19 protein-coding genes and 1 pseudogene are annotated in these 22,811 nt (G+C 46.0%); 2 read left to right on the top strand and 18 right to left on the bottom strand.

Annotated features, from left to right (window positions below):
• Positions 1-88: 88 nt before the first annotated feature.
• A complete protein-coding gene (locus tag DWZ38_RS11840; RefSeq protein WP_117852967.1) occupies positions 89-1,453 on the bottom strand; it encodes an ABC transporter substrate-binding protein in 1,365 nt (454 codons plus the stop codon).
• A 164-nt stretch (positions 1,454-1,617) separates the two neighbouring features.
• Between DWZ38_RS11840 and DWZ38_RS11835 the strand changes: the two genes are divergently transcribed.
• The gene (locus DWZ38_RS11835; RefSeq protein ID WP_117852965.1) at positions 1,618-2,358 is read left to right on the top strand and encodes an AraC family transcriptional regulator; all 741 of its coding nucleotides are present in this window, start codon (positions 1,618-1,620) and stop codon (positions 2,356-2,358) included.
• A gap of 80 nt (positions 2,359-2,438) precedes the next feature.
• Here the strand turns inward: DWZ38_RS11835 and DWZ38_RS11830 are convergent, their stop codons facing one another.
• From DWZ38_RS11830 to DWZ38_RS23530, 11 genes and pseudogenes are all read right to left on the bottom strand, one after another.
• On the bottom strand, positions 2,439-5,219 hold the full coding sequence (locus DWZ38_RS11830) for a cellobiose phosphorylase (protein WP_117852963.1): 2,781 nt from the start codon (positions 5,217-5,219) through the stop codon (positions 2,439-2,441).
• Between the two features lie 35 nt (positions 5,220-5,254).
• Positions 5,255-7,672, bottom strand: coding sequence for a N,N'-diacetylchitobiose phosphorylase (locus DWZ38_RS11825; protein WP_117852960.1), 2,418 nt, complete (start codon positions 7,670-7,672; stop codon positions 5,255-5,257).
• A gap of 182 nt (positions 7,673-7,854) precedes the next feature.
• Positions 7,855-8,547: a 50S ribosomal protein L1 gene (gene rplA, locus DWZ38_RS11820; protein WP_117852957.1), complete on the bottom strand. Its 693-nt coding sequence runs from the start codon at positions 8,545-8,547 to the stop codon at positions 7,855-7,857.
• 56 nt (positions 8,548-8,603) lie between these two features.
• Positions 8,604-9,029, bottom strand: a complete 426-nt coding sequence (gene rplK / locus DWZ38_RS11815) for a 50S ribosomal protein L11 (protein WP_117852954.1) — start codon at positions 9,027-9,029, stop codon at positions 8,604-8,606.
• Between the two features lie 68 nt (positions 9,030-9,097).
• Positions 9,098-9,613 (bottom strand): transcription termination/antitermination protein NusG, encoded by a 516-nt coding sequence (nusG, locus tag DWZ38_RS11810; protein WP_117852952.1) that lies wholly within the window; start codon positions 9,611-9,613, stop codon positions 9,098-9,100.
• Positions 9,614-9,629: 16 nt separating this feature from the next.
• Complete coding sequence (secE, locus tag DWZ38_RS11805) at positions 9,630-9,854, bottom strand: preprotein translocase subunit SecE (protein WP_117852949.1); 225 nt, start codon at positions 9,852-9,854, stop codon at positions 9,630-9,632.
• A 25-nt stretch (positions 9,855-9,879) separates the two neighbouring features.
• Positions 9,880-10,029, bottom strand: a complete 150-nt coding sequence (rpmG, locus tag DWZ38_RS11800) for a 50S ribosomal protein L33 (RefSeq protein ID WP_117853039.1) — start codon at positions 10,027-10,029, stop codon at positions 9,880-9,882.
• A 203-nt stretch (positions 10,030-10,232) separates the two neighbouring features.
• Complete coding sequence (locus tag DWZ38_RS11795; RefSeq protein ID WP_117852947.1) at positions 10,233-11,219, bottom strand: dipeptide ABC transporter ATP-binding protein; 987 nt, start codon at positions 11,217-11,219, stop codon at positions 10,233-10,235.
• Complete coding sequence (locus tag DWZ38_RS11790) at positions 11,219-12,187, bottom strand: ABC transporter ATP-binding protein (protein ID WP_117852945.1); 969 nt, start codon at positions 12,185-12,187, stop codon at positions 11,219-11,221. The genes DWZ38_RS11795 and DWZ38_RS11790 overlap by 1 nt, the downstream gene beginning before the upstream one ends.
• Positions 12,188-12,346: 159 nt before the next feature.
• Entirely contained in the window at positions 12,347-13,927 is a 1,581-nt protein-coding gene (locus DWZ38_RS11785; RefSeq protein WP_117852943.1) for a peptide ABC transporter substrate-binding protein, read from the bottom strand.
• A pseudogene (locus DWZ38_RS23530) lies at positions 13,845-14,120 on the bottom strand (DUF6783 domain-containing protein); the annotation flags it as partial. The pseudogene DWZ38_RS23530 and the gene DWZ38_RS11785, both read right to left, overlap by 83 nt.
• Between DWZ38_RS23530 and DWZ38_RS23125 the strand changes: the two are divergent.
• Positions 14,070-14,180, top strand: a complete 111-nt coding sequence (locus DWZ38_RS23125; protein WP_347519598.1) for a DUF6783 domain-containing protein — start codon at positions 14,070-14,072, stop codon at positions 14,178-14,180. The pseudogene DWZ38_RS23530 and the gene DWZ38_RS23125 sit on opposite strands and share 51 nt — an antisense overlap.
• A gap of 70 nt (positions 14,181-14,250) precedes the next feature.
• Here DWZ38_RS23125 and opp4C read toward each other — a convergent pair whose 3' ends face one another.
• From opp4C to DWZ38_RS11750, 6 genes are all read right to left on the bottom strand, one after another.
• Complete coding sequence (gene opp4C / locus DWZ38_RS11775; protein WP_117852940.1) at positions 14,251-15,120, bottom strand: oligopeptide ABC transporter permease; 870 nt, start codon at positions 15,118-15,120, stop codon at positions 14,251-14,253.
• 20 nt (positions 15,121-15,140) lie between these two features.
• Positions 15,141-16,097, bottom strand: a complete 957-nt coding sequence (locus DWZ38_RS11770) for an ABC transporter permease (protein ID WP_117852938.1) — start codon at positions 16,095-16,097, stop codon at positions 15,141-15,143.
• Positions 16,094-17,392: an L-serine ammonia-lyase, iron-sulfur-dependent, subunit alpha gene (locus tag DWZ38_RS11765; protein WP_117852935.1), complete on the bottom strand. Its 1,299-nt coding sequence runs from the start codon at positions 17,390-17,392 to the stop codon at positions 16,094-16,096. Before DWZ38_RS11765 ends, DWZ38_RS11770 begins: the two co-directional genes overlap by 4 nt.
• Before the next feature lie 63 nt (positions 17,393-17,455).
• Positions 17,456-18,193, bottom strand: a complete 738-nt coding sequence (locus tag DWZ38_RS11760) for an SDR family oxidoreductase (RefSeq protein WP_021925637.1) — start codon at positions 18,191-18,193, stop codon at positions 17,456-17,458.
• 17 nt (positions 18,194-18,210) lie between these two features.
• On the bottom strand, positions 18,211-20,145 hold the full coding sequence (locus tag DWZ38_RS11755) for a thiamine pyrophosphate-binding protein (RefSeq protein ID WP_117852933.1): 1,935 nt from the start codon (positions 20,143-20,145) through the stop codon (positions 18,211-18,213).
• Between the two features lie 15 nt (positions 20,146-20,160).
• Positions 20,161-22,809 carry a LicD family protein gene (locus tag DWZ38_RS11750; RefSeq protein ID WP_117852930.1) on the bottom strand — a complete coding sequence of 883 codons (2,649 nt, stop codon included), beginning with the start codon at positions 22,807-22,809 and terminating at the stop codon, positions 20,161-20,163.
• Positions 22,810-22,811 lie beyond the last annotated feature (2 nt).

The raw sequence follows: 22,811 nt of genomic DNA, 5'->3' as shown, positions 1-22,811 counted from the left end.
GCTCTCCTTTACATACAATCCGCAGGCGAAGAAGCCTGCATAGTTCGATTCTCCGCCTGCGTTGGATTGCCTTACACGATATCCACTTTTATTCCGGCCATGTTACCTCAGAAATCTCAGGATAACGCTCTTTAATAGCAGTCTCAAAGTTTGCCTTTGCTTTATCAAAGTCAACATTTCCCTGGAAATAATCACTGAAGGAATTCTGGATAAGCTCTACACATCCCTGATCATATGCAGAAAGCGGTGCAATCTTAATGTTCTCTGCAACAGGTGCAAAATATGCAAATGGGTTCTGTCCGCCAAGGAACTCAGAAGAGAAGTTTGCATCATCAGTAGCTGCTTCTGCCATACCACTCTTTGTATTTGTGAAGTCTGAATAATCCTCAGAAATCTTTAACAGGTTGTCTTTGTCTGCAGTCATAGCAAGGATAATGTCTTTTGCATGCTCTGGATTATCAGTACCTGTTGCTGCATGAATGTAAGAACCGCCCCAATTGTATTCCTGCGGAGGATTTGTAACTGCCCATGAGCCTGCATCGCCATCCCAGTTTGGACTTAATGTAAAGTCGATTCCCCATGCCGGAAACAGAAATGCAAATACTTTTGACTGGGAGCCCATAGCTTTGTTCCAGTCATCGTTCCACTGTCCTTTTACAGTCGGGTTAAGGTAACCTGCATCCAGCCACTCTTTTGAATCATTTACCCAATCCATAATCTTCTGGTCAACTGTAATGGTTGTCTCACCAGGCTGTACCCAGGACTGTGCGATGCTGTTTCCATATAAACGGAAGGTATCTGCATAAGAAGAAAATGTGTAGTAACCTTTCTCCTTCAGTTGAGCAGCAGTCTCTTTCATTGTATCCCAGTCTTTTACTTTCTCGCCTACTTCTGCCGGATCATCTGTTCCAAAGACTTCTTTTGCAATATCACGACGGTATACCAGGGTTCCTGGGCAGCACTGCCATGTAGAACCTCTCTGTACTCCGTCAGAGTCAGAAGCAGTTGTTCTTGTGAAATCGTACTGATCTGCAAGATCTGTATCCGGGTCAATTCCAAGATCTGTAAGCGGCATTGCTACATCAGCATCTTTATCTGTATATTTGAAAACATAGTCTGTTTCTGACAGGAAAATATCTACCTTATCATCTGCAGAAGCATCAGCCTGGTTTAACAGTGCCTCGTCAAGTTTCTGCTGGTAAACACCATCCTGATTTGGATTTATGATCCAGTGGATCTCAGTTCCGTCCTTTAAGGTTGTAACGGTTCCGTCACTGGATGTAGACTCAACTTCCGGATAAATTGCTTCCAGACGGGTACGGAACTCATCATTCCAGGAATAGATGTTGATAACCTTTCCTTCTTCAGATTCTGCATGGCATACAACAGTTGCGCTCATGCCGGTGACTGCCATAACTGCTGTTAATAACACAGCTACTGCTCTTTTTTTCATATAAATTTTCCTCCTTTTTAAGCATTTTTTAATGCTGTATCTCTTTGGTAAAATAAATATATCATTTTTGTTTTTGACATTATATTATTTCTCTTAACAAAATATCAGATTCGTGTCATAATATAAAAAAATGACACATTTATTTCTATCCGGGAGGGCTTTACATGACAATGTCTAAAGACTGGTATAATACCGAATTTGAAGAAAACGAACTGGAGTCCAAGCACCGTCCGCCTTCTGTTGAATATTCCTTTTATACAGCTGTGAAAACCGGTGACATGGAAACAGTTATCCAAAACTGCAATGCAAATTCTTTTACTCATCTGGAAGGAACAGGCATACTTTCCAGAAATGCGGTTACCAATCTTAAATACCATTTTGTAGTTACTGCAGCCATGCTCACCAGATACTGCATTGACGGCGGAATGGAATCGGAACAGGCCTACCGCCTCAGTGACTTTTATATTCTGAAAATGGACTCCTGCACTACCCAGCAGCAGATTGCAGACCTTCATCATATTATGGCAAAGGATTTTACCGGGAAAATGGCTCTGCAGAAAAAAAGCTCTGTGCTTTCCAAACCTGTCATGCAGTGCGTAGATTATATTTATACCCATATCAAAGAACGTATTACCATCGAAGATCTTGCCTGCTACACCGGTCTTTCCCAGAATTACCTTTCCAGGGTGTTCAAGCAAAATCTGGGAATTTCCATCAGTGACTACATACGGGAACAGAAAATAGAAAAGGCAACCCACCTTCTGCGTTATTCGGATAAATCCGTAGTGGATATTGCCAACTACCTTTCCTTTTCTTCCCAAAGTCATTTTATACAGGTATTTGAGAATTTCACAGGTCTGACACCCAAGAAATACCGGGATAAATATTATAAATCCATGTGGTGATCTGACCGCCATTTCTGCAGAAAATTATTGGGGACGGAGTTTTCCGGCTTAAAAAGCCAGAAAACTCCGTCCCCAATGGTTTATTTTAGAATAATATTGATTTCATGTACTTTTTCCAGTTCCAGTTTTTCAATTTCCGAACGCATCAGACGAGCCTTCCGTCCTGTTTCTGCCAGAAGCGTTATTCCGTCACAGAACGCTTCTCTAATCTGTGCTTCATTCCATTCTTTTTTCTCTTTGTTAAAGATATGGATGGCAAATTTCTTTCCGGCAAATTCCATCTCCAGAGAAGCCTTTCCTTCCTGGTCATACTGCTCCGGCATAAGTGCAGGTGCGATTACCATGTCTCCCAGCTGACCTTTTACACCAAAAACCTCTGTAATCATAGTCAGCATATACCAGCTGGCAGCTCCGGTAAGGTATGCATATAACCCCCGTCCCTGATTATCAAAGTATTCAGGAATTCCAGGATACATTTTACTGCGGTCAAAATCCATTGCAGTATCCAACAGTGTCCGAAGAACCTTATAGCCTTCTCTGGCATGACCGGTTTTATACAATGCATTTGCATACATAACTGCCATATGGGAAAAGACTGCACCATTTTCCTTTTCGCCGTATGCAAATCCAAACATTCTTCCCAGATCAAATTTTTCTTCCTTGAAATCTGTGTTCAGACGATAGCCACCAGCGTTCCTGTCATACAGATATGCATCTGCACCTTTGCAGATTTCCTGTATCTGCTGATCTGTGGCAGTACCGCTCATAATGGCAAATACCTGACCGGTAAGCATCATCCGCACGCCGTTCTTCGCACAGGCGTTATTTCCAGCTTCGTCTGGAACTGCACTGTATTCTACCTTTCTTCCGTGGTTGTCATAATATCCGTTAAACCATCCCTTGTCCCCATCCTGAATCCATTCGTTTTTCCGGATGTTTTCCATCAGCCAGTCTGCTTTTTCTTCCAGATTTCTGCACACCTTTTCCAGGGAAAGCACAACCTTATTTCCGCTTAAATTATGGGCACTCAGATCTGTATACTGTTTCAGGATCTGCAGTTTTTCCTTCGGACTTTCATACAACTGTTTTCCATAAGCAAACAGACATTCCATTTCTTCAGCAAGCTCAATCTTATTGATTCCCTGAACACGTTCCAGTTCCCTTAGTACGTGAGCAATCTCCTTCAGATTTCCTGCATAAGCACAGGTAAAGGCAACACTCTCGCCCTTTTCCCAGGCCATATCCATGGCATCATTCCAGTCTGCTCCATGCAGGCGCATTTCGTTATGCTCTCCCACGTCAAAGAAAGCACACAGATTCTGCAGAAGGATATGCTCCAGAACAGTTCCATAATACACTTCCGCATTGTCTGTTTTCTGCCAGTTACCATAGCTGCTGTTCCACTCCTGGTCATGATCGGTTCCGCGTTTTGACTGAAAGTCCTTAAAATATGGAATCTTTTCAAACAGAATATCAAAGTCCCCGGTCTGATCCAGATATAATTTTGTAGTTACAAATGGCCAGAAGCTGTGATCCATCCACACACGGGTAATGTTATTCCTGTCTGCAATAAATTCACCCTGACTGCTTCCGATAATTGTGGCATTTGTCCCATCAATACGAACCCCACCATAATTATCTACGATCATCTGTCTTACATCCGAAGGCTCCATGATCAAAAGCGCAAGACAATCCTGCCACAAATCGCGCCATCCACGGCCGCCCTTCCCATAATCATGATAGGGAAGGAAGGAACAGCCGTAAATTCTTCTGAGAATCGGCTGGAAGCAGATCCATTTCAGATAATTATCCACATCACTATTTCCAGTTTCAAATGCTACATTTACCTTTTGAATCCAATGTTCTTTTACTTCTTCAAGCATTTTTTGCACCTGAAGCTTTGTTTTGCAGCCGGAGGTCAGCAACGCAATACTGTCAGATGTTTTTGTGGTGCCGCTTAACAAAATGTAGCCAGCTGCTTCTTTTGGCTTCAGCGTTTTTCTGCTGAACCGGAGACCGCCCACTGCCTCTTTTCCTTGGATTTTTGTTCCAGCGGTTTTACCTGGCTTATTTGTTCTGACAGCTTCCGGATTTAGGAAAGTGCCCCCTTCACCAATAAAATCCTCTACGGTAGGGTAAAAGCTTTCCGGCTTCTCTCCATTCTCAGAAGAACCATATACAAAATAAGTAGTGTTATTTTTCTGGTGTCCGCGCTCATCAAAAGACAGAACCGGCTTCACTTCTACTCCATACTCAGTTGTCTGAATCCGATGGAGCAGGGAAGTAACATGGCGGTGATCACGCAGGTTATCCGCACTTCTTCCATACACAGGAATTACACCAATTGGCACGACCTCCACATCTTTATCAGAAATATTTGTGATTTCCACATATTCTACTTCCATATCACCGGAAATAGTGACAAAAGAGGTTACCTCAGCCTGAAGGCCATATTTTTCTGATCTGCGGGAAAGCTTCTGCCACATAAAACCGGCTTCCAACACGCTTTCTTCCTGTTTCTCTGTAAATTTTTCAAATTCCTGTTCTGCTGAATTTCCGCAGACAGACCAGCAGCCCAGAAGCTGTGGATTTATCCCCCGAGAAAGTTCATTCTTCTCATCAGAAACCTTATATACCCGGCACCAGAAGTTTCTGGTATTTCGGTTATTATGCAGGTTCTCAATACTTACAGGTTCAAGAAGAAAATGATTCTGATCTGTTTTGCTATCTCCTCCAAGATTAGGGGTAATACTGGATTTCAGCCCTTTTTCTCCTGCCAGCGGCAGATATAGTCCACTATAATTTTCCGGATTATGAATGATAAAGGTTCCTTTTTTATCCTGAAATTCTATATGTTTCATCTGAGTTTCTCCCTTTCTGCCAAAATATATCAAATTTAGGAAAGATACAATTCAATCTCAGTTTCAGTAGTCAGCTTATCCTGCGGAATATAGTTGTCCTTTAATTCCTCGCCATTTACTGTAAGCTTCTTAAATCCGCTTTCTGCATGTCCCGGATTTTTCACTTTAATATGCAGGTGACAGCCACGGAAGTCCTTTTCAGCCTCAAAGCCATCCCATTCTTTCGGAATAGACGGCGCAATGCGAAGACCATAGAAATCAGGACGCATTCCCAGAATACCTTCCACGCATCCCACCATAACAGTAGATGCAGTTCCGGTAAGCCAGTGCACATGAGAGCGGCCAAAATTCGGGCTTGCTTTTCCCTCTGTAAACTGACCATAGCAATATGGCTCAAGTCTGCGGATTTCAGCTTTATCATTCTGTGCAGCCGGAGCATTTTCCATGAAGTAGCCAAATGCTCTTTCTCCATGTCCCATTAATGCTTCCGCAAGAATGATCCATCCCTGCGACTGGGAAAAGATACCTGCATTTTCTTTTGTTCCTGCATTATAAATTACTGCCAGTGCACCGTCAAAAGCATGTGCATGATATGGCGGATCCATAAGAATAGCTCCATACTCTGTATTCAGTCTTTCATAAACCTGCTCAAGTGCCAGTTCTGCCTGTTCCTTTGTTGCAAGACCGCTGATCACTGCCCAGCTCTGAGGGTTCAGCCACATATTTGCTTCCGGGTCTATACGCTGTCCGATTACTTCACCTGCTTCTGTAAATCCGCGGATAAATCGGTCCTCATCCCAGCAAAGCTCTTCGATCAGTTTGCCAAGCTCCTCCTGGCTTTTTTCCAAATATGCAATATAAGCCTCATCCTTTTCGTATGCTGCAAACTCTTTCAGGATAGTCATTGCATAATAAAACTGCAGAGCTACAAATGTAGACTCCCCATCTTTTCCAAGTCTCAGGCAATCATTCCAGTCTGCATAAAGACCAGCCGGCAGTCCATGCTTTCCAAGGTGCTCCATTGAGAACTGAATGGCACGTTTCAGGTGCTCATATACAGTTCCTTCATCTTTATTTGCAAAGGGGATTACTTCATCAATAAAATCTACGTTTCCTGTCTCTGATACATATTTATATACAGTTGGGAACAACCATAAAGCATCATCTGCACGATATGCAGGATGACCTGTTTCCTGTACATAAGAAGCATCATCCGGTGTATCCTCATGTCCCGGATTATGGGTAAACTTAACAAGCGGAAGTCCGCCGCCATTATCCACCTGTGCGGAAAGCATAAATCGAATCTTATCTGCCGCCATTTCCGGAGCCAGATGGATCACCCCCTGGATATCCTGTACTGTGTCACGGTATCCATATCCGTTGCGCAGACCGCAGTAAGTAAAGGATGCTGCTCTTGACCAGATAAATGTCATAAAGCAGTTATACGCATTCCATGTATTGATCATGGTATTAAATTCACTGCTTGGAGTTTTAATCTGAAAGTGGGAAAGCTTTTCATGCCAGTAATGGATCAGTTCTTCCAGCTCTTTTTTGCAGATCTGCTGGCAGTCCTTATCATAACGGGCTGTAATTTCTGCGGCCTCGTCATCATTTTTCATGCCAACGAGGAAAGCCAGCTCTTTCTTTTCTCCCGGGGCAAGCTTCACTACAGCAGTTAGTGCGCCGCAGCTATTCTCATTGTAGTTTCCCTCACAATTTAGTTTGCCTTCCATAACCCCTACCGGATTTCCATATCCGTGGTATCTTCCCAGGAACGCTTCTTTTTCACCGCACCAAGAATCCACCGGCACACCAGCTAATCCCAGGAAACGATTCGTTACATCCTTATTATCAACCTTTTCACCCTCATCAAGACGATCCAGATTTGCATGGATCATCTGACGAACACGGTTTCCTCTGAAAACAGTGCGTGTAATATACTGGGAATACTGCAGGTTTACTTGATCCTGTTCATAATTACTGTTGTTGGTAAATTCCGCATATCCAGTCACGCTGATCTCACGTTCCCGGTCAGAACAGTTCTCTACGCAAAGACTCCATACCTCATGGGACTGTCCCAGCGGTACATAATATCGAACCTCAGAATGGATTCCGCTATAATCAGTCAGCATCTTGGTGTAAGCTGTACCATGATGGCATTCGCATTTATATTCCTCCAGAGCCTTTCCTACCGGCTGCCAGGATGTTGACCAGAAATCCTTTGTTTCATTATCTCTCAGATAAATATATCTTCCCGGCTCATCAAACTGGTTAAAAACATAACGTAAAATTCTTCCGTTAGCTCCAGATTTTGCAAAGCTGTATCCACCTGCATTATTAGACACGATTGCACCATATTCCGGATCTCCTAAATAATTTACCCATGGCGCCGGTGTATCTGGTCTCGTGATCACATACTCCCGTTTCTCATCATCAAAATATCCGTAGTTCATACCTGCACACTCCCTCTTAGCCCTTATAACGGCTGCTGTTTTCTCATATCATACCTCATATAATGAAAAGCATATACAAAAACTCACTATAAAATATCAAAATCGTGACATAGGAAGACAGTTCCCCGCACCACGCAAAAAGAGCACCCACCTTACGGTGAATGCTCTTCTCATTTCATCTATTAAGCTAATTTGATCGGGTTGATCTTCACTCCAGGACCCATTGTCGGAGCGATAACAACGCTCTTTAAATACTGTCCCTTCAGTGTGCTAGGTCTAGCCTTTACAATAGCTCCAATCAGCGTCTGGAAGTTGTCGCTTAACTGCTCCTCAGTAAAGGATGCTTTACCGATCGGCACATGGATAATGTTTGATTTGTCAAGACGATACTCAATCTTACCAGCTTTGATATCATTAACAGCTTTAGTAACATCCATAGTTACTGTACCAGCCTTCGGGTTTGGCATTAAACCTTTCGGTCCAAGTACACGACCAAGACGTCCAACAACACCCATCATGTCTGGAGTTGCAACAACAACGTCAAAGTCAAGCCATCCTTCGTTCTGGATCTTCGGAATAAGATCCTCAGCGCCTACAAAGTCAGCGCCTGCTGCCTTAGCTTCCTCAGCCTTCGCATCCTTAGCAAATACAAGAACACGAACTTTTTTACCAGTTCCGTGCGGCAGAACAACTGCACCACGAATCTGCTGATCTGCATGACGTCCATCGCAGCCTGTGCGGATATGAACTTCGATAGTCTCGTCAAATTTAGCTACAGCAGCTTTTTTAACTAAGCTGATAGCTTCGTTAGTATCGTATAATGTTGCGCGGTCTACTGCCTTAGCAGCTTCCACGTATTTCTTTCCTCGTTTCATTTCTATAACCTCCTGTGGTATTTGCGGGGAAAAGCCCTCCCACTTACTATTTGTGATTAATCAACTACTTCAATTCCCATACTTCTTGCAGTACCAGCAATCATGCTTGCTGCTGCTTCGATGGATGCTGCATTTAAGTCTTTCATCTTAAGCTGAGCGATTTCCTCAACCTGAGCCTTTGTAACTTTAGCAACTTTTGTTTTGTTCGGTACGCCGGAACCGGATTTGATGTTTGCAGCTTTCTTAAGAAGAACTGCAGCCGGCGGAGTCTTGGTTATGAAGCTGAAACTTCTGTCTGCATAAACAGTGATTACTACAGGAATGATCATACCATCCTGATCAGCTGTTCTTGCGTTGAACTCTTTTGTAAACTGAACGATATTTACACCGTGCTGTCCAAGAGCCGGACCTACAGGTGGTGCTGGAGTTGCTTTACCAGCGGGAATCTGTAATTTGATATATCCTGTTACTTTCTTTGCCATTTTCGGCACCTCCTATGTGGTATTGGCGGGGGTATGTCCCTCCCACGATATTGTGTTACCTTTGTCTGTTACATTTTCTGAACTTCTGCGAAACTGATCACAACCGGTGTTTCGCGTCCAAACATCTCTACATTGATCGTTACAAGCTGCTTCTGCGGATTGATCGCAGTAACAACGCCTGTAGTCTCTTTCCAGGCTCCGCCTGTTACTACAACAGTATCGCCCTCAGCGAAATCTACGCGGACAGTCTCATCTTTGATGCCCAGCGGTTTCATTTCTTCTTCTGTGAGCGGTACAGGCTTGGATCCCGGACCAACAAAACCAGTCACTCCACGTGTATTCCGGACAACATACCAGGTATCGTCGTTCATGACCATGTTGATAAGAACATAGCTTGGGAACATTTTTCTCTGAACCTGTTTGGAAACGCCGTTACGCATCTCCACAACGTCTTCCAGAGGAACCCGTACTTCCAGAATCTGATCCTCAAGATGTCGGTTTTCAATTGTCTTCTCAATGTTGGCCTTTACCTTGTTCTCATAACCGGAATAGGTATGGACAACGTACCATTTTGCTTCTGACATACAATCACCTTTGTCCTTATTTGATTAAAAGATTAATGCATTCCAGAATGCCTGCATCCATCACACTGATGATCACACCGAGAATTACGGTTATGACAATAACAACAACTGACTGTTTCATCAGTGTCTCGCGGTCTGTCCAGACAATTTTATTGAACTCTGCCTTCAGCCCCTGGAACCAGGATTTCTTAGATTCCTTAGCCTTGGCGGTCTTGCCTGCAGATTTCTCTTTTTCTTGCATAGCCTAACCTCACAATCTAAAGTGACTATTTTGTTTCCTTGTGCATTGTGTGTCTCTGGCAGAACTTACAATATTTCTTGGTTTCCATTCTCTCAGGATGGTTCTTTTTCTCCTTGGTCATATTGTAGTTACGCTGCTTGCACTCTGTACATGCTAATGTAATCCTAACGCGCACAACTTCCACCTCCAGTGTTTTCATTTGCATGGTCTTAAATCCAGCCTCTTCGGTGTATCCGCCACCATTTTTCGGCATAAAAAAAAGACCTAACTTCCATGTCGCTTGTACAGTTTACCACACAGCAGACATATCCGTCAAGTCTTTTGCATATAATTCTTATGTTTTTTTATGGCATTTCTGCCGCCCGCTTCGCCTTATTATCACATTAATTCTTCAGCTCTGTGACAGGCCACCTGATGTCCTTTTTCCATCTGGCGAAGCACTGGAATTTCCTGTTTGCAGCGGTCTGTTGCGTATGGACAGCGGGTATGGAACTTACATCCTGAAGGCGGGTTGTAAGCGCTTGGCACATCCCCCTGCAGAATGATGCGTTGGCGTTTCTTTTTCACATCCGGAAGCGGAATGGCGGAAAGAAGCGCTTTGGTATAGGGATGCATAGGATTGGAATAAAGCTGGGCTTTTTCAGCAACTTCTGCCACACTTCCAAGATACATAACTGCAATGCGGTCGCTGATGTGGCGGACCACGCTTAAGTCATGGGAAATAAACAGATAAGTCAGATTTTTCTTCTGCTGCATATTTCTCATCAGATTCAGCACCTGGGCACGGACCGATACATCCAGAGCGGATACCGCCTCGTCACAGACAACAAATTCCGGATTCAGGATCAGTGCCCTTGCGATTCCAATTCGCTGTCTCTGTCCGCCGGAGAACTCGTGGGGGAAACGGTTCAGGTACTGTTTGTCAAGTCCAACCTCCTGAAGGATCTCTTCCACCATTTCCCTGCGCTCTGCTTTGGTGCCGATCTTATATACCTCAAGAGGCGCACTGATCAGATCGTAAACCGTCATTCTTGGATTCAGGGAGCTGTATGGATCCTGGAAAATGATCTGCAGCTTCCGGCGCATTTCCCACATTTTTTTCTTGTCATAGGTAAGAATGTCTTCCCCGTTATAAAGTACCTGTCCTTCTGTTGCAGGAATCAGGCGGAGAATGGTTCTGCCAAGAGTGGATTTTCCGCAGCCGGACTCTCCTACCAGACCCAGGGTCTCTCCTTTATTTACAGTAAGGCTTACATGGTCTACCGCTTTTACCTGGGCTGGCTGACGGTTCAGAAGACCTTTTTTCCCTGTAAAATATTTGGATAAATTTTTTGTTTCCAACAAAATGTTCGTGTTCTCGCTCATTATTTCTCACCCTCGTATCTGAAGCAGCTTACCAGAGAATTCTCTGCGTGGTAAACGCCAGGTTTTTCTGTCATGCAGCGCGGATTTCCATAAGGACATCTGGGAGCAAATCTGCAGCCGGACGGCATGGCATCCGGTGCAGGCACGGTACCCTCGATGGTATTCAGCATTTCCACATCCTCGTCAAGTCTTGGAATGGAATTCAGAAGTCCCTGTGTGTAGGGATGCTTCGGTCTTTCAAAAATATCCTCAATGCTGCCGTATTCCACAGCCTTGCCTGCATAAAGCACAAGCACATCATCCGCAGTCTCTGCAACTACGCCCATATCGTGGGTGATGAGCATGATCGCGGTTCCCATTTTTTCCCGGAGCTCGCACATCAGCTCCAGGATCTGTGCCTGGATGGTTACGTCCAGCGCTGTGGTGGGCTCGTCCGCGATCAGAAGGCGCGGCTCGCAGGAAACAGCCATGGCGATCATGACTCTCTGGCGCATACCTCCGGAAAGCTGATGAGGATATTCCTTCATTCGTTTCTCCGGTGCTGCGATCCCAACACGTTTCAGAACATCCACAGCCCTTGTCCAGGCTTCCTTTTTATTGCAGTTCTGGTGAAGCATGATCGGCTCCATCAGCTGGTTTCCAATGGTCAGGGTAGGATTCAGGGCTGTCATAGGATCCTGGAAGATCATTGCAATATCATTTCCCCGGATCTTACACATTTCCTTCTCCGGAAGCCCTACCAGTTCCTTTCCATCCAGCTTAATGCTGCCGCCGGAAATCCGGGCGTTGCTGCCAAGAAGCTGAAGAATGGACATGGAGGTAACGCTTTTGCCGCAGCCGGATTCTCCTACGATTCCAAGGATTCTGCCTTTTTCTATGGAAAAGCTTACGCCGTCAACGGCTGTATTAATGCCTTTTTTGGTTTGAAACTGTACCTGTAAATTCTCTACGGAAAGCAAAGATGCCATAGTTGTACTCCTTTTTTCTTATTACTGTAAGTGAACCATCACTTTTCTGTTCCTGAAATCCGCCAGATATGAGAATCACCTTTTCAGCCGCCACATTCTCACGCCTGGCGGGTTTCAGGAACATAAGCCATAAAGGCTTATGTCCTTTTCCCCTGTTTCTTATTCTTTATCCCACTCCCAGGAAGACCAGTTCAGTCCGTTGAAGTCTGCAACATTCAGGTTCTTCATGCTCTTATTGTAGGCAGTGAGAAGGTTCTTTGTATATAAGTATCCCATAGCTGCTTTTTCCACAACTTTTTCCTGATACTCGTCAAAGTATGGTTTTCTTGCTTCGAAAGTAAGCTCAGCATTTCCCTTGTCGATAAGATCTGAAAGCTCTGTGTCCTGAAGCTGGCAGAAGTTGCAGGAGCTTCCCGGATAGATCATCTCACGGCTTTCACTTGGATCCAGAGTTCCGCCGGAACCGATAATTCCAAGATCATGCTCGCCGTCTAACATGCGACTCATCAGTGTTGCAAAGTCCATCTGCTCAATCTGTACCTGCACACCTACGTTTGCGAAATCCTGTACGATCAGGGCTGCACATCTCTCTGTGATGCTGCTTCCGGAGGAAATGAAGAATTTCAGTGTCTGTCCTGCCGGGAAACCAGCCTCTGCAAGCATTTCTTTTGCTTTTTCAGGATCGTACTGAACCTGTACTTTATCATTATAATATGGGCTTACCGGAGCGATCGGAGTCATGATCGGAGTTCCCTCACCCATAAGAAGACCATTTACCAGTACATCACGGTTAATTGCCATATTCAGTGCCTGACGAACTTCCTGAGTCAGATATTCCTTCTGAGTATTGAAGATCAAGGTAGAATATGAAGTGGTAGGAATAGACTCTGTTACCAGATTATCCTGGGATTTGGCTGTTTCCCAGTCATCTGTCAGTACGGAACCAAATCCAATCATGTCAAGCTCACCGTTCATAAGACCGGAAAGAACGTTTGCAGACGGTACCACACGGATAATAAGACGATCAATATTCGGAGCTCCAAGATAATAATTTTCATTCTTTGTAAACTCCATACGCTCGCCGTTAATCTCACTGTCATAGATAAATGGACCGGAGCCAACCGGGTTTGCCCAAAGATCAGGAGCATTGATCTCTTCTGCTGTTTTACCCTCAAACACATGCTTCGGAATGATGAAAACAGTGTCTATATCCTGAAGGAAGGTATCCGGGTACATAGCCTCTTTTAATTTGAAGGTTACTTCGTATTCGCTATCTGCAGTTACTTCAATAGAATCCTCGGAAAGCTCGGCTCCGGACTCATCTACACCTGCGATATATTCCAGATGATAACGGCTCTTTGCGTCTACAGACGGATCTGAGTACATCTGATAGCTGAATACAACGTCGTCTGCTGTTACAGGCTCACCGTCAGACCAAACTGCGTCCTCGTGAAGCTTGAATGTAACTGCATCGCTGGCATCGTTGACTGTCCAGGACTCAGCAAGACGTCCTTCGATGGTACCGTCTGCGTTTGTCTGTGTCAGACGGTCATAGATCTGGTCGCAGATAAAACGTGTGTAGTTGCTGGTGGTGTTCATTGGCATCATGGTGTCCCATGCCTGATCCATTGCTGCAGTTACCACTTTTTCTTCTGTCTCAGCTGCTGCCGGAACGGCATAAGCTGCAACCATGCTTCCAGCAAGAAGAAGAGCTGCCGCTTTTTTCATGTTGAGTTTCATATGTTTCCTCCTTTTTTCCTTCAGTCAGGGCTTCTGCCGCTGTCCGCATTGCGTTCAGCAACTGTTTTTCCCCGGCATATGTATTATAAAAGTCTCTGCCAGAGCATGTTTGAAAAAGGCTTTCTGCAAGATGTGCGTCACAATTTGTGGGAGATTTTACCCGGATGAGGGCGTCGTAGCGTGCTACGACAACCGAATTCGGGTGAAATATACCACAAAGTGGGGCGTGCAGATTGCAGGAATGATTTTTTAAACAGGCTCTAATGTGCCATAAGCCCATGACAGCTTACTTTTATTTCATAAGGTGTCACCTGTAAACTATATTACAGCTTGATCTTCGGGTCCAGGGCATCGCGGATACCGTCACCCAGGAAGTTAATGCTCAGTACTGTGATCAGAAGGGCAAGTCCCGGCGGGAGCCAGATCCATAACTTCTGGGAAAGCACAGTGATGGACTGTGCGTCATAGAGCATATTTCCCCAGCTTGCTCCCGGCGGCTGCACGCCCATTCCCAGGAAGCTTAAGGATGATTCGGAAAGGATGGCGCTTGCCATCTGGAATGTGATCGCGATCAGAATCGGAGCAAAGGAGTTTGGAAGAACATACTTTGTCACGATTTTGAAATTAGAAGTTCCAATTGCTCTTGCAGATTCCACGTATTCTTTTTCCGATACAGAAAGTACATTAGCATAGATCAGTCTGGCAAACTGTGTCCATCCCAGAACACCAATTACGCAGGTTACAGACCACACAGATGGTCCCAGAACTGCAACCAGTACCAGGATCAATACAATTGACGGGAAAGACATGAAAATATCTGCAATTCGCATAATAATTGCTTCTGCCTTTCCTCTCGCATAACCAGCCACCAGTCCAAGGGGAACGCCGATGGCACAGCTGATCAGCGTGGAAACAAAACCAACCAGCAGAGAGGTTCTTCCGCCATACATCAGACGGGCAAAAACATCTCGGCCAATAGCATCTGTTCCCAGAATATGTGCCCCGCTTGGTACCGCGGAAAAGGCGGTATAGTCAGATGTGTAGGGATCCAGGTTCAAGATAATGGGGAGAAAAACCACCATCAAAATCTCCAGAATGAGAACCACCAGACCTGCCATAGCCATTTTATGTTCTTTCAGTTTATCAAGTACCTCGGAAAGATAGCTTACATTTTCGTTTTTCTGTTTTTTCATTTCTTTTCTTCTATCCTCCCTTATTTATAGCTGATTCGCGGATCCAGGATGCCGTACGCCACATCAGTAAGAATGTTTGCGATCAGAACTGCCGCCGCAATCATAACGGTAACACCCATAATAACCGGATAATCTCTTCCGTTGATGGCAGTTACCATAAGGGAACCGATTCCTGGCCAGCCGAAAACCTGCTCCGTTACGACTGCTCCTCCTACAATAGAAGGAATGGACATGCCTACTACTGTAACAACCGGAGTGAGGGCGTTTTTCAGGGCGTGCTTCATGATTACCTTCCATTTTCCAAGACCTTTGGACTTGGCGGTACGGATGTAATCGTCCTGCATAACCTCAAGCATACTGCTTCGCATATGCCTTACCCAGCCTCCGATCTGCTGGAAGGAAAGCACCAGGCATGGCAGGATCATATGCTTCATCAGATCTCCAAAGGTACGTGCTCCGCTGGAACTGTACATTCCGCCAGATGGCAGAATCTGGAATACAATAGCAAACAGGTAAATAAATACCAGACCAACAAAGAAGTTGGGCGTTGCCATCATCAGCATGGAAAGTCCGCCGGAGAAATAATCTCTTTTTGAGTTCGGCTTGGATGCCGCAAAAATTCCAAGAGGAATCGATACCACCAAAGAAAGCAGAATAGAGCTTGCAGCCAGGATTGCAGTGGCTGGAAGTCTCTCCAGGATCATTGTGGCAACCGGCCTTTGTGTACTGTAGGAAAATCCAAGATTTCCTGTAAGCAGCTGTTTCAGCCATGTAAAATACTGAACGATCACCGGCTGATCCAGTCCCAGTGCCACACGTTTACGCTCCAGCTCTGCGGGAGTGATTCCCGGGTCCGCCAGAAGTGCATCCAACGGAGAACCTGGTGCAAGGTTCAGAATGAAATACGCCAGTATGGTGATTCCGAAAAAAGTGGGAATGGCGATCAGTATTCTTTTTAATATGTATTTCAATCTCATAATGCTTTCATCTCATCTCCTTTTCCAACCATGATCCGGATGATTTCCTTGTCCGTCTCGCACATTCCTTCTTTTGCAAGCTGACCTACATTCCGGATGGTATTTTCTACGCCGTGGGTGACGATTCCGTCCCCGCCATAAAACTGCTGTCCCTGTATGTACATTTCATAGCCCATGATTCCAGCATCCACAGCTGCGGAAATTTTGGCTGCACAGGATGCCTTGGCTCCGTCGCAGATGATTCCGGAAACGATTGCCAGGGAATTGACGATGGTGTGGGCGATAACTTTATAGTCCCCGCCGTAAAGATAAGCAATTCCGGCACCGCTTCCGCAGCCTGCACTTACCGCACCGCAGTAAGCGGAAAGGGTTCCAATTCCGGTTTTCAGGTGAATGGTCACAAGATTGGACAGCACCAGGGCACGGAGCATTTTGTCATGGGAAACCTGCAGTTCCTTTGCAAATTCAATAACCGGAATGCTGGCGGTCATTCCCTGATTGCCGCTTCCCGAATTGATCACTACCGGAAGCTCACAGCCATTCATTCTGGCATCTGAGCCTGCTGCCGCCTTGGCTCTGGCGCGGATCTTGATGTTATCGCCGTAGGTGTGCAGAAGCACTTTTCCGATATTGGCACCGTAATTGCCGCGCAGGCCTTCCTCGGAAATGGCCATGTTGTAGCGGATCTGGCGTTCCAGAACTTCCCGCACATCTTCCACATCTACTGTGTTGGCGAAATCAATGATGTCTTCTATATTTAATACAGAATGATCCGTTTTAATTTCTTTCTCTTCTGAACAGACGTCTTTTGTGAAAATGGGCTGTCCGTTTTTCTCTACAAGAATAATGTTGGTGTGATTGTCTATGATCCGCACGCGGGCATTTCCGTTCCTGCCGGAAACGGTCACATCAATTTCAAACACATGCCCGGAGGATGCTGGCGTGATTTTCAGCTTTACCTGATCCATGTACGTCTTGATTTCTTCTTTCTGTGCTGGTGTTACCCCGGCGATTACTTCCAGAAGAGCCTGCGCGTCTCCTGCGATCACACCTGCACACAGTGCAGCTGCGATTCCGCGCATTCCGCCTGTGTTTGGAACGATTACGCTTTTTACGTTCTTGATAATGTTCCCGCTTACCTGGATGTCCATCTCATCGGGCAAACAGCCAAGAGTTTCTCTTGCCACTGCTCCTGCGTAGGCGATGGCGATTGGTTCCGTGCAGCCCATTGCGGGAATCAGTTCTTCTTCCAGGATTTTTACATAATCCTGATATTTTTCATCACTTTTCAGCAATGTTTTGTCCTCTCTTTCAAACGGCAATGGTAACACTTTATCACATCATTGTTTTAAAATCAATTAAAAATAGTCATATCCGCCATGAATATCTACGATGCTGCCGTTCATGTATCCATTTTTCAAAATTTCGTATGCCATATCTGCTACTTCGGAGATTTCGCCGAAGCGGTGGAGAGCAATTTTGCGGTTGATCCGCTCATAGCTTTCCGGGGTGCGGTTTTTGTGCCAGCTGGTTTCAATGAAGCCGGGGGCGATGGCGTTTACGCGGATCTGCTTGGGTTCCAGTTCTTTGACCAGGGATTTGGTAAGAAAATGGATGGCGGATTTGGTTACTCCGTAGACCAGAGAGGAGGAGTAAGCCTGCTGTCCGGCGTAGGAGCCTGTGAACAGGATACTGCCGCCTTCTCTTATGATGGGGCGGAGTTCTTTTACCAGAAATACAGGGACGGACAGGTTGGTGTTTACGATTTTGCTCCATTCTTCGAAGGTGTAGTCTTCGTATTTGGCATAGGTGCTGATGCCCACGTTATTTACCAGCCAGTCTACGTGGTCGGTTTCTTTTTTGATCCGGGTGACAAAGTTCATCATCTGATCATAGGAGGACATGTCGGCCTGGATCAGACGGAGTTTCTTCTGGTCAGCTTCGGACTGGGCATGGAGAAATTCTTCGGCTTGTTTCTGATTGTGCCCGAAGCTTACGTATAGAATATCATCGGCTCCCGAATTGGCCAGGATCTTCTCCGCGATCCCCCTGCCAATTCCGGATGTGCCGCCGGTGATTATGGTGACTTTACTCATGAAAGCGTGTCCTTTCTTTAAAGACTCATCAGTCTGTTATAAATCTCCTTTGGAATGTATGGCTGCTGGTTGTGGATGGGCTCCCCAAGGCAGGTTTTTGGGTAGGCGTAGGTTCCAGGCTCCAGAAGGATTTCAAGAAGGCGTGGGGCAATTGTGCTGCAGAAGAAACCGGCAGCATTATCCTTCACTGCTTCTGCTTCCATACAGGTACTGGTCAGACCGTATGCTCTGGCTACTTCTGCAAAGTTACAGGAAGAGAATCCGGTTCCTTCTGCAGTGTCTGCATATACCTGCTCAAAGTAGTCACGCTGCAGGTGGCGGATCATTCCAAGAGCGTGGTTGTTCATTACGATCATGGTAATAGGAAGATTCTCACGCTTCACCCATTCTAATTCCTGAATATTCATCTGGAATGCACCGTCTCCACAGATGCAGGCTACTGGCTTTCCAGTGGCGTAATGGGCGCCGATGGCTGCAGGAAGGGCATAGCCCATGGCACCATGTCCGCCGGAGAAAAGAAGCTTCTGGTTCTTCTGGTTGTGGAAGGACTGATAGCTCCATACCATGTGCTGTCCCACGTCAATTGCTACTGCGGAAGTGTCTGCAAGCAGATCACTTAAATCTGCGATCATACGGTTGGGATAACGTTCCGGAATTGCGTCGTCCACAGCTCTTAAAGAACTGCGGATGTCTGTACACACAGAAAGCCATTCTGTGAAATCAAGGTGTGCCAGATTCCAACTATGAATTTCTGCCTCACCAGTTCTGTTTATTGAAACGCCTGTTTCATTTCCTGTCCAACCAGCTAACATATGAATCACATCTGCTGCGTCCACGCAGAATTTCAGTTCGTTCGTTCCGTTTTCGTGAATGTTTCTCCGCAGATTATAAGAGTCAATATCCGCACGAATAATCTTCGCGCCTTTTGCAAACTCATGCACCTTGGTGCCAATCTGGCGGGTGCAGAGAGAAATGCCAAGACAGATCAGAAGGTCACTTTTGGCATTGGCGATCATGTTGGCGTAGCGGTGGCCGTAAGCGCCGCCGATACAGCCGAAGTTCAGCGGATCGTCCCAGGATAGTGCGGACATTTCCAGCACGCTTGTGATTACCGGGATCTTCCACTGGCGGGCAAGGGCAAACAGTTCTTCGCGAACTGCCTTGTCGCTGACGCCGTGGCCCAGCATGATTACCGGGCGCTTCGCTTCCTGAAGGGCACTGCGGATGGCAGCTGCGCATTCCTTCACATCAGCAGATACATTAAATAACGCAGTCTCTGCAATTCCGGAATTTTCGATTTTCGCCCCAGATTCCTTTGATCCTATTTTTTCTGAGCGCATATCCATCTGGCCCAGCTCTTCCATCTCTAATTTTTCCGAATTCACATCACCCAGGTTTATATTTTCCAGGCTCATCTCATAAACCGGGTTCTTCACATCCCCGCGCTGAATGTTCATGGGAAGGTCAATCAGTACAGGTCCCTTTCGTCCTGTATTCGCAATATGCCATGCTTTGTTCAGTTCTTTTACAATATCTTCATCCTCACGGATCTGCACTGCATATTTGGTCACAGGTCTGGTCATGGCCACAATGTCGATTTCCTGGAATCCCTGCTGCCTCAGCCTGGGGATTCCGGAGTATTCATAGGTGTTCAGCTGTCCGGTAAGAAAAATCACCGGAAGGGAATCAAAATATGCGTCTGCAATTCCAGAAATCAGATTCACTGCACCAGGTCCGCTGGTGGCATAAGCGCAGGCACATTTTTCTCCTGCCTGGGCATATCCGCAGGCAGCAAAAGAAGCGCCCTGCTCATTGTAGCTGGAATGACTTCTGGTATTGGGATTTTTCTCAATGGAATCTACCAGATGGGCGATCATGGTTCCCTGATATCCGAAGAAATCATGAATCCCTTTTCTCTGAAGAAATTCCACAATATAATCTGTTACTTTCATTTGGTCTGCCTTTCTTTATTTCCAGTATTTTTCCACTTTCTTTTTCAGCTTCACATTTCCGGTTTTCTCCAGCACATCCACAAAAATATGCTGCAGTTCCTCGTCCGGAACAAAAACCTCATCCGTTTCCATGCTCTTCACCGTTGCCTCTGTATACCGGGCAAACATCTTCTCAAGAGCCGGATAGTCTTTATTCTTATATAAATTAATGATACAATCTTTGTTTTCCAGGTATTCTTTCTCAAGAGCGATCTTGGACGCGCAGAATTTCACATAATCCCAGCTGCGGTCCAGATAGCTTTCTTTTCTGTTTTCCTGCTCCGCGGTCTGCGGCACCGTTTTTTCCAGGTGATTCTCCTTTGCGATCTTCAGATACTGACTATTTCCGGCCAGTTCCTTCACAAGCTGCTGCAGCTCCTCTGTGCTTCCATATCTGCCCAGCCAGTGATCCAGATATTCGGAAGCATCCAGAACCTTTGCGTATGCCGCAGCCCGTTTGCTGCCTTCCAGAAAATCTGCGAAAAAGATCCGGTAAAGCTCAATGTTCACATAACCTTTTCCGCCGCAGTCCACTGCTTTCTTATAATTGTCAAAGGCCGCATCTGTCTGGCCCTGTTTTCTTTTGATATCACCGATCAGCTTATATACCTGGGCACGTTTCTCCTTGCGGATCTGGCAGTCCTTGGCTTTCTCCGCCAGCCACTCCATATCACCAGTCTCTTTGGTAAAAATAAGATCTGTGCGAATCTGCGCTAGTTCTTTGGGATAGCCCAGACGCTCCCATGCTCTGGTCAGGGCAGCTCTGTAACGTTCCTTGCCCTTCTCCGCGCCAGACGCACCCCTTCCATCCTTCTGAATCTGTTCCATAATTTTCTCAGCCACGGCTTCCATCTCTGTATAGGTCTTCGCCGTGCTGACGCGAACCAGGTCATAGCACTCCTGAATCCGCAGATTTCCCGGCAAAAGCCTGCCCCAAAGCTCAATCAGCCTCTTTGCCCCGTCTTTTTGTCCGGCGTCCAGAAGCATCTGACAGGTATTGACGGTTTCCTTACAGTATGGTGTCAGGAACTGGTCCAGTTCATGCAGAACCACCTGATTGTCCGTGTGCTCACGGGCATCTGCGAAAATTTCCAGCGCATCCGCACATTTTCCCAGCATCCATTGCAGTTCCCCTTTGTATTTCAGGAAATATCCGTCCTCCGGGAAAATACGCAAGGCTTCATCCATATAAAGCTCCGCTTCCACCCGCTCAATTCCATTGCGGGCATGTTCCATAAGGAAGCGGCTCTTCAGTTTCATAAAGCCCGGAACCTTGGGATAGCGCTCCAAAAGCGGCTCCAGTGCATCCTCCGCCTCCTGGAAATGCCTGCACTCATAATCAGATACTGCTTTTTCAAAAATCTCCAGATTTGCCTTCAGCTGTGCCGCTTCCGGGGAGAGCGCACCTGTCTGTTCCCGAATCTCCAGCAGTCTTTTCGCTCTGCCGATCTGCTCCTTATACACAAGCGTAAGCACTGCCGCATAAAAATTCTCCGCACCAATCTCCATCAGCACAGGATGATAAAATTCATAAAGCCCTTTAAGAGCTTTTCGTCCAATAAACTCTTCGCTCAACTGTACCTTGTAATATTCCGAAAAAATTTCGCTTAATTTCTGGAAATCCTGCTGTTCCAGAAGGCTCTTTATGCTCTGTCCGCACTTCTGGATCTGGTTTTCCAGCGCCATTTTCGTGTCACTTCCCAGAATCTGAGCATTGTTCTCCCTCAGCTGATGTTCCTTTTTGGCACTGGACAAAACGTGTACTTTTTGTCCGGTACAGGATCTCAGAAGCTTTCCCTTGCGGATACCTGGCATATAATCCTGGCGAAACTCCTGATCTGACAAACCCTCTACCTCAGCCATTTCCTGGGATTCCGGCTTTTCATAATCTGAAAAACAGGACCATTCATCTCCATACCATTCTATGAGATACTGGCAGATCTGCCCCGGCACCATTACCGGAATGCCCTGGAAATCTTTTTCTTTTGCAGGAAAAAGCATATCCTTTTCCAAAAGGAAAGGAACCTCCCCTGAGCGCACCGCATAGCGCGGGCATTCTTCTGTTTCATGCACCTGCAAATTCTCTTCCAGCTTCTTCAGCACGCGGTCTTTCCCCGTAACCTGACAGGAAAGAAGCCCCCGTTTATAGGCAGCCCCGGAAATTTCCCATCGGTCGCCGTACACCTGCCCCGGGTCTGCAAGATCTGCATATAACATCAAATCGGCACAATATTTCTCATATTCTTCCTTATCCGCTGAAACAGGGTCCAGCAAAAACACATCAATGCGCTCTCCTGCACATCCGTTTCCCATAATCTGATGCCTGCGCAGGGCACAGCGGTCCGTAGATGCATATGCCGCACCAACACTGCCGAAGCTGCTGTCACTTTCCAGGCACAAAAGAGTGCGGTTTGCCTCAAGCACAGTTCCTGCCAGATTCATCAGCTTATGCCAGTCCTCTGCCGGCATATAAACAGTCACCGTATCGTCTCCCGGAAGGAAGCCGCCTCTTTGCATCACGCCAAGAGCCGTCTTTTCCGCAGTCACGTATTTCAGATCATTTTCCCTGCAGATCCGGGCAAACTCGCCCAAAAGCTGCAACAGACGTTCCTGTTTCTCTGTCATTT

Source organism: Ruminococcus sp. AF31-8BH (genome assembly GCF_003460605.1).
Lineage (GTDB): Bacteria > Bacillota > Clostridia > Lachnospirales > Lachnospiraceae > Blautia_A > Blautia_A acetigignens.
Note: the sequence above shows the minus strand (reverse complement) of the source record. Positions and strands in the feature narration are given on the sequence as shown.

What these genes read in the sequence shown, in the direction of transcription:
- DWZ38_RS11760 (WP_021925637.1), bottom strand. Translation starts at nt 18,193, where the DNA reads ATGAGTAAAGTCACCATAATCACCGGCGGCACATCCGGAATTGGCAGG.
- secE (WP_117852949.1), bottom strand. Translation starts at nt 9,854, where the DNA reads ATGCAAGAAAAAGAGAAATCTGCAGGCAAGACCGCCAAGGCTAAGGAA.
- rplK (WP_117852954.1), bottom strand. Translation starts at nt 9,029, where the DNA reads ATGGCAAAGAAAGTAACAGGATATATCAAATTACAGATTCCCGCTGGT.
- opp4C (WP_117852940.1), bottom strand. Translation starts at nt 15,120, where the DNA reads ATGAAAAAACAGAAAAACGAAAATGTAAGCTATCTTTCCGAGGTACTT.
- DWZ38_RS11790 (WP_117852945.1), bottom strand. Translation starts at nt 12,187, where the DNA reads ATGGCATCTTTGCTTTCCGTAGAGAATTTACAGGTACAGTTTCAAACC.
- DWZ38_RS11755 (WP_117852933.1), bottom strand. Translation starts at nt 20,145, where the DNA reads ATGAAAGTAACAGATTATATTGTGGAATTTCTTCAGAGAAAAGGGATT.
- DWZ38_RS11785 (WP_117852943.1), bottom strand. Translation starts at nt 13,927, where the DNA reads ATGAAACTCAACATGAAAAAAGCGGCAGCTCTTCTTCTTGCTGGAAGC.
- DWZ38_RS11750 (WP_117852930.1), bottom strand. Translation starts at nt 22,809, where the DNA reads ATGACAGAGAAACAGGAACGTCTGTTGCAGCTTTTGGGCGAGTTTGCC.
- nusG (WP_117852952.1), bottom strand. Translation starts at nt 9,613, where the DNA reads ATGTCAGAAGCAAAATGGTACGTTGTCCATACCTATTCCGGTTATGAG.
- DWZ38_RS11825 (WP_117852960.1), bottom strand. Translation starts at nt 7,672, where the DNA reads ATGAACTACGGATATTTTGATGATGAGAAACGGGAGTATGTGATCACG.
- DWZ38_RS11840 (WP_117852967.1), bottom strand. Translation starts at nt 1,453, where the DNA reads ATGAAAAAAAGAGCAGTAGCTGTGTTATTAACAGCAGTTATGGCAGTC.
- rplA (WP_117852957.1), bottom strand. Translation starts at nt 8,547, where the DNA reads ATGAAACGAGGAAAGAAATACGTGGAAGCTGCTAAGGCAGTAGACCGC.
- DWZ38_RS11835 (WP_117852965.1), top strand. Translation starts at nt 1,618, where the DNA reads ATGACAATGTCTAAAGACTGGTATAATACCGAATTTGAAGAAAACGAA.
- DWZ38_RS11830 (WP_117852963.1), bottom strand. Translation starts at nt 5,219, where the DNA reads ATGAAACATATAGAATTTCAGGATAAAAAAGGAACCTTTATCATTCAT.
- DWZ38_RS11770 (WP_117852938.1), bottom strand. Translation starts at nt 16,097, where the DNA reads ATGAGATTGAAATACATATTAAAAAGAATACTGATCGCCATTCCCACT.
- DWZ38_RS11795 (WP_117852947.1), bottom strand. Translation starts at nt 11,219, where the DNA reads ATGAGCGAGAACACGAACATTTTGTTGGAAACAAAAAATTTATCCAAA.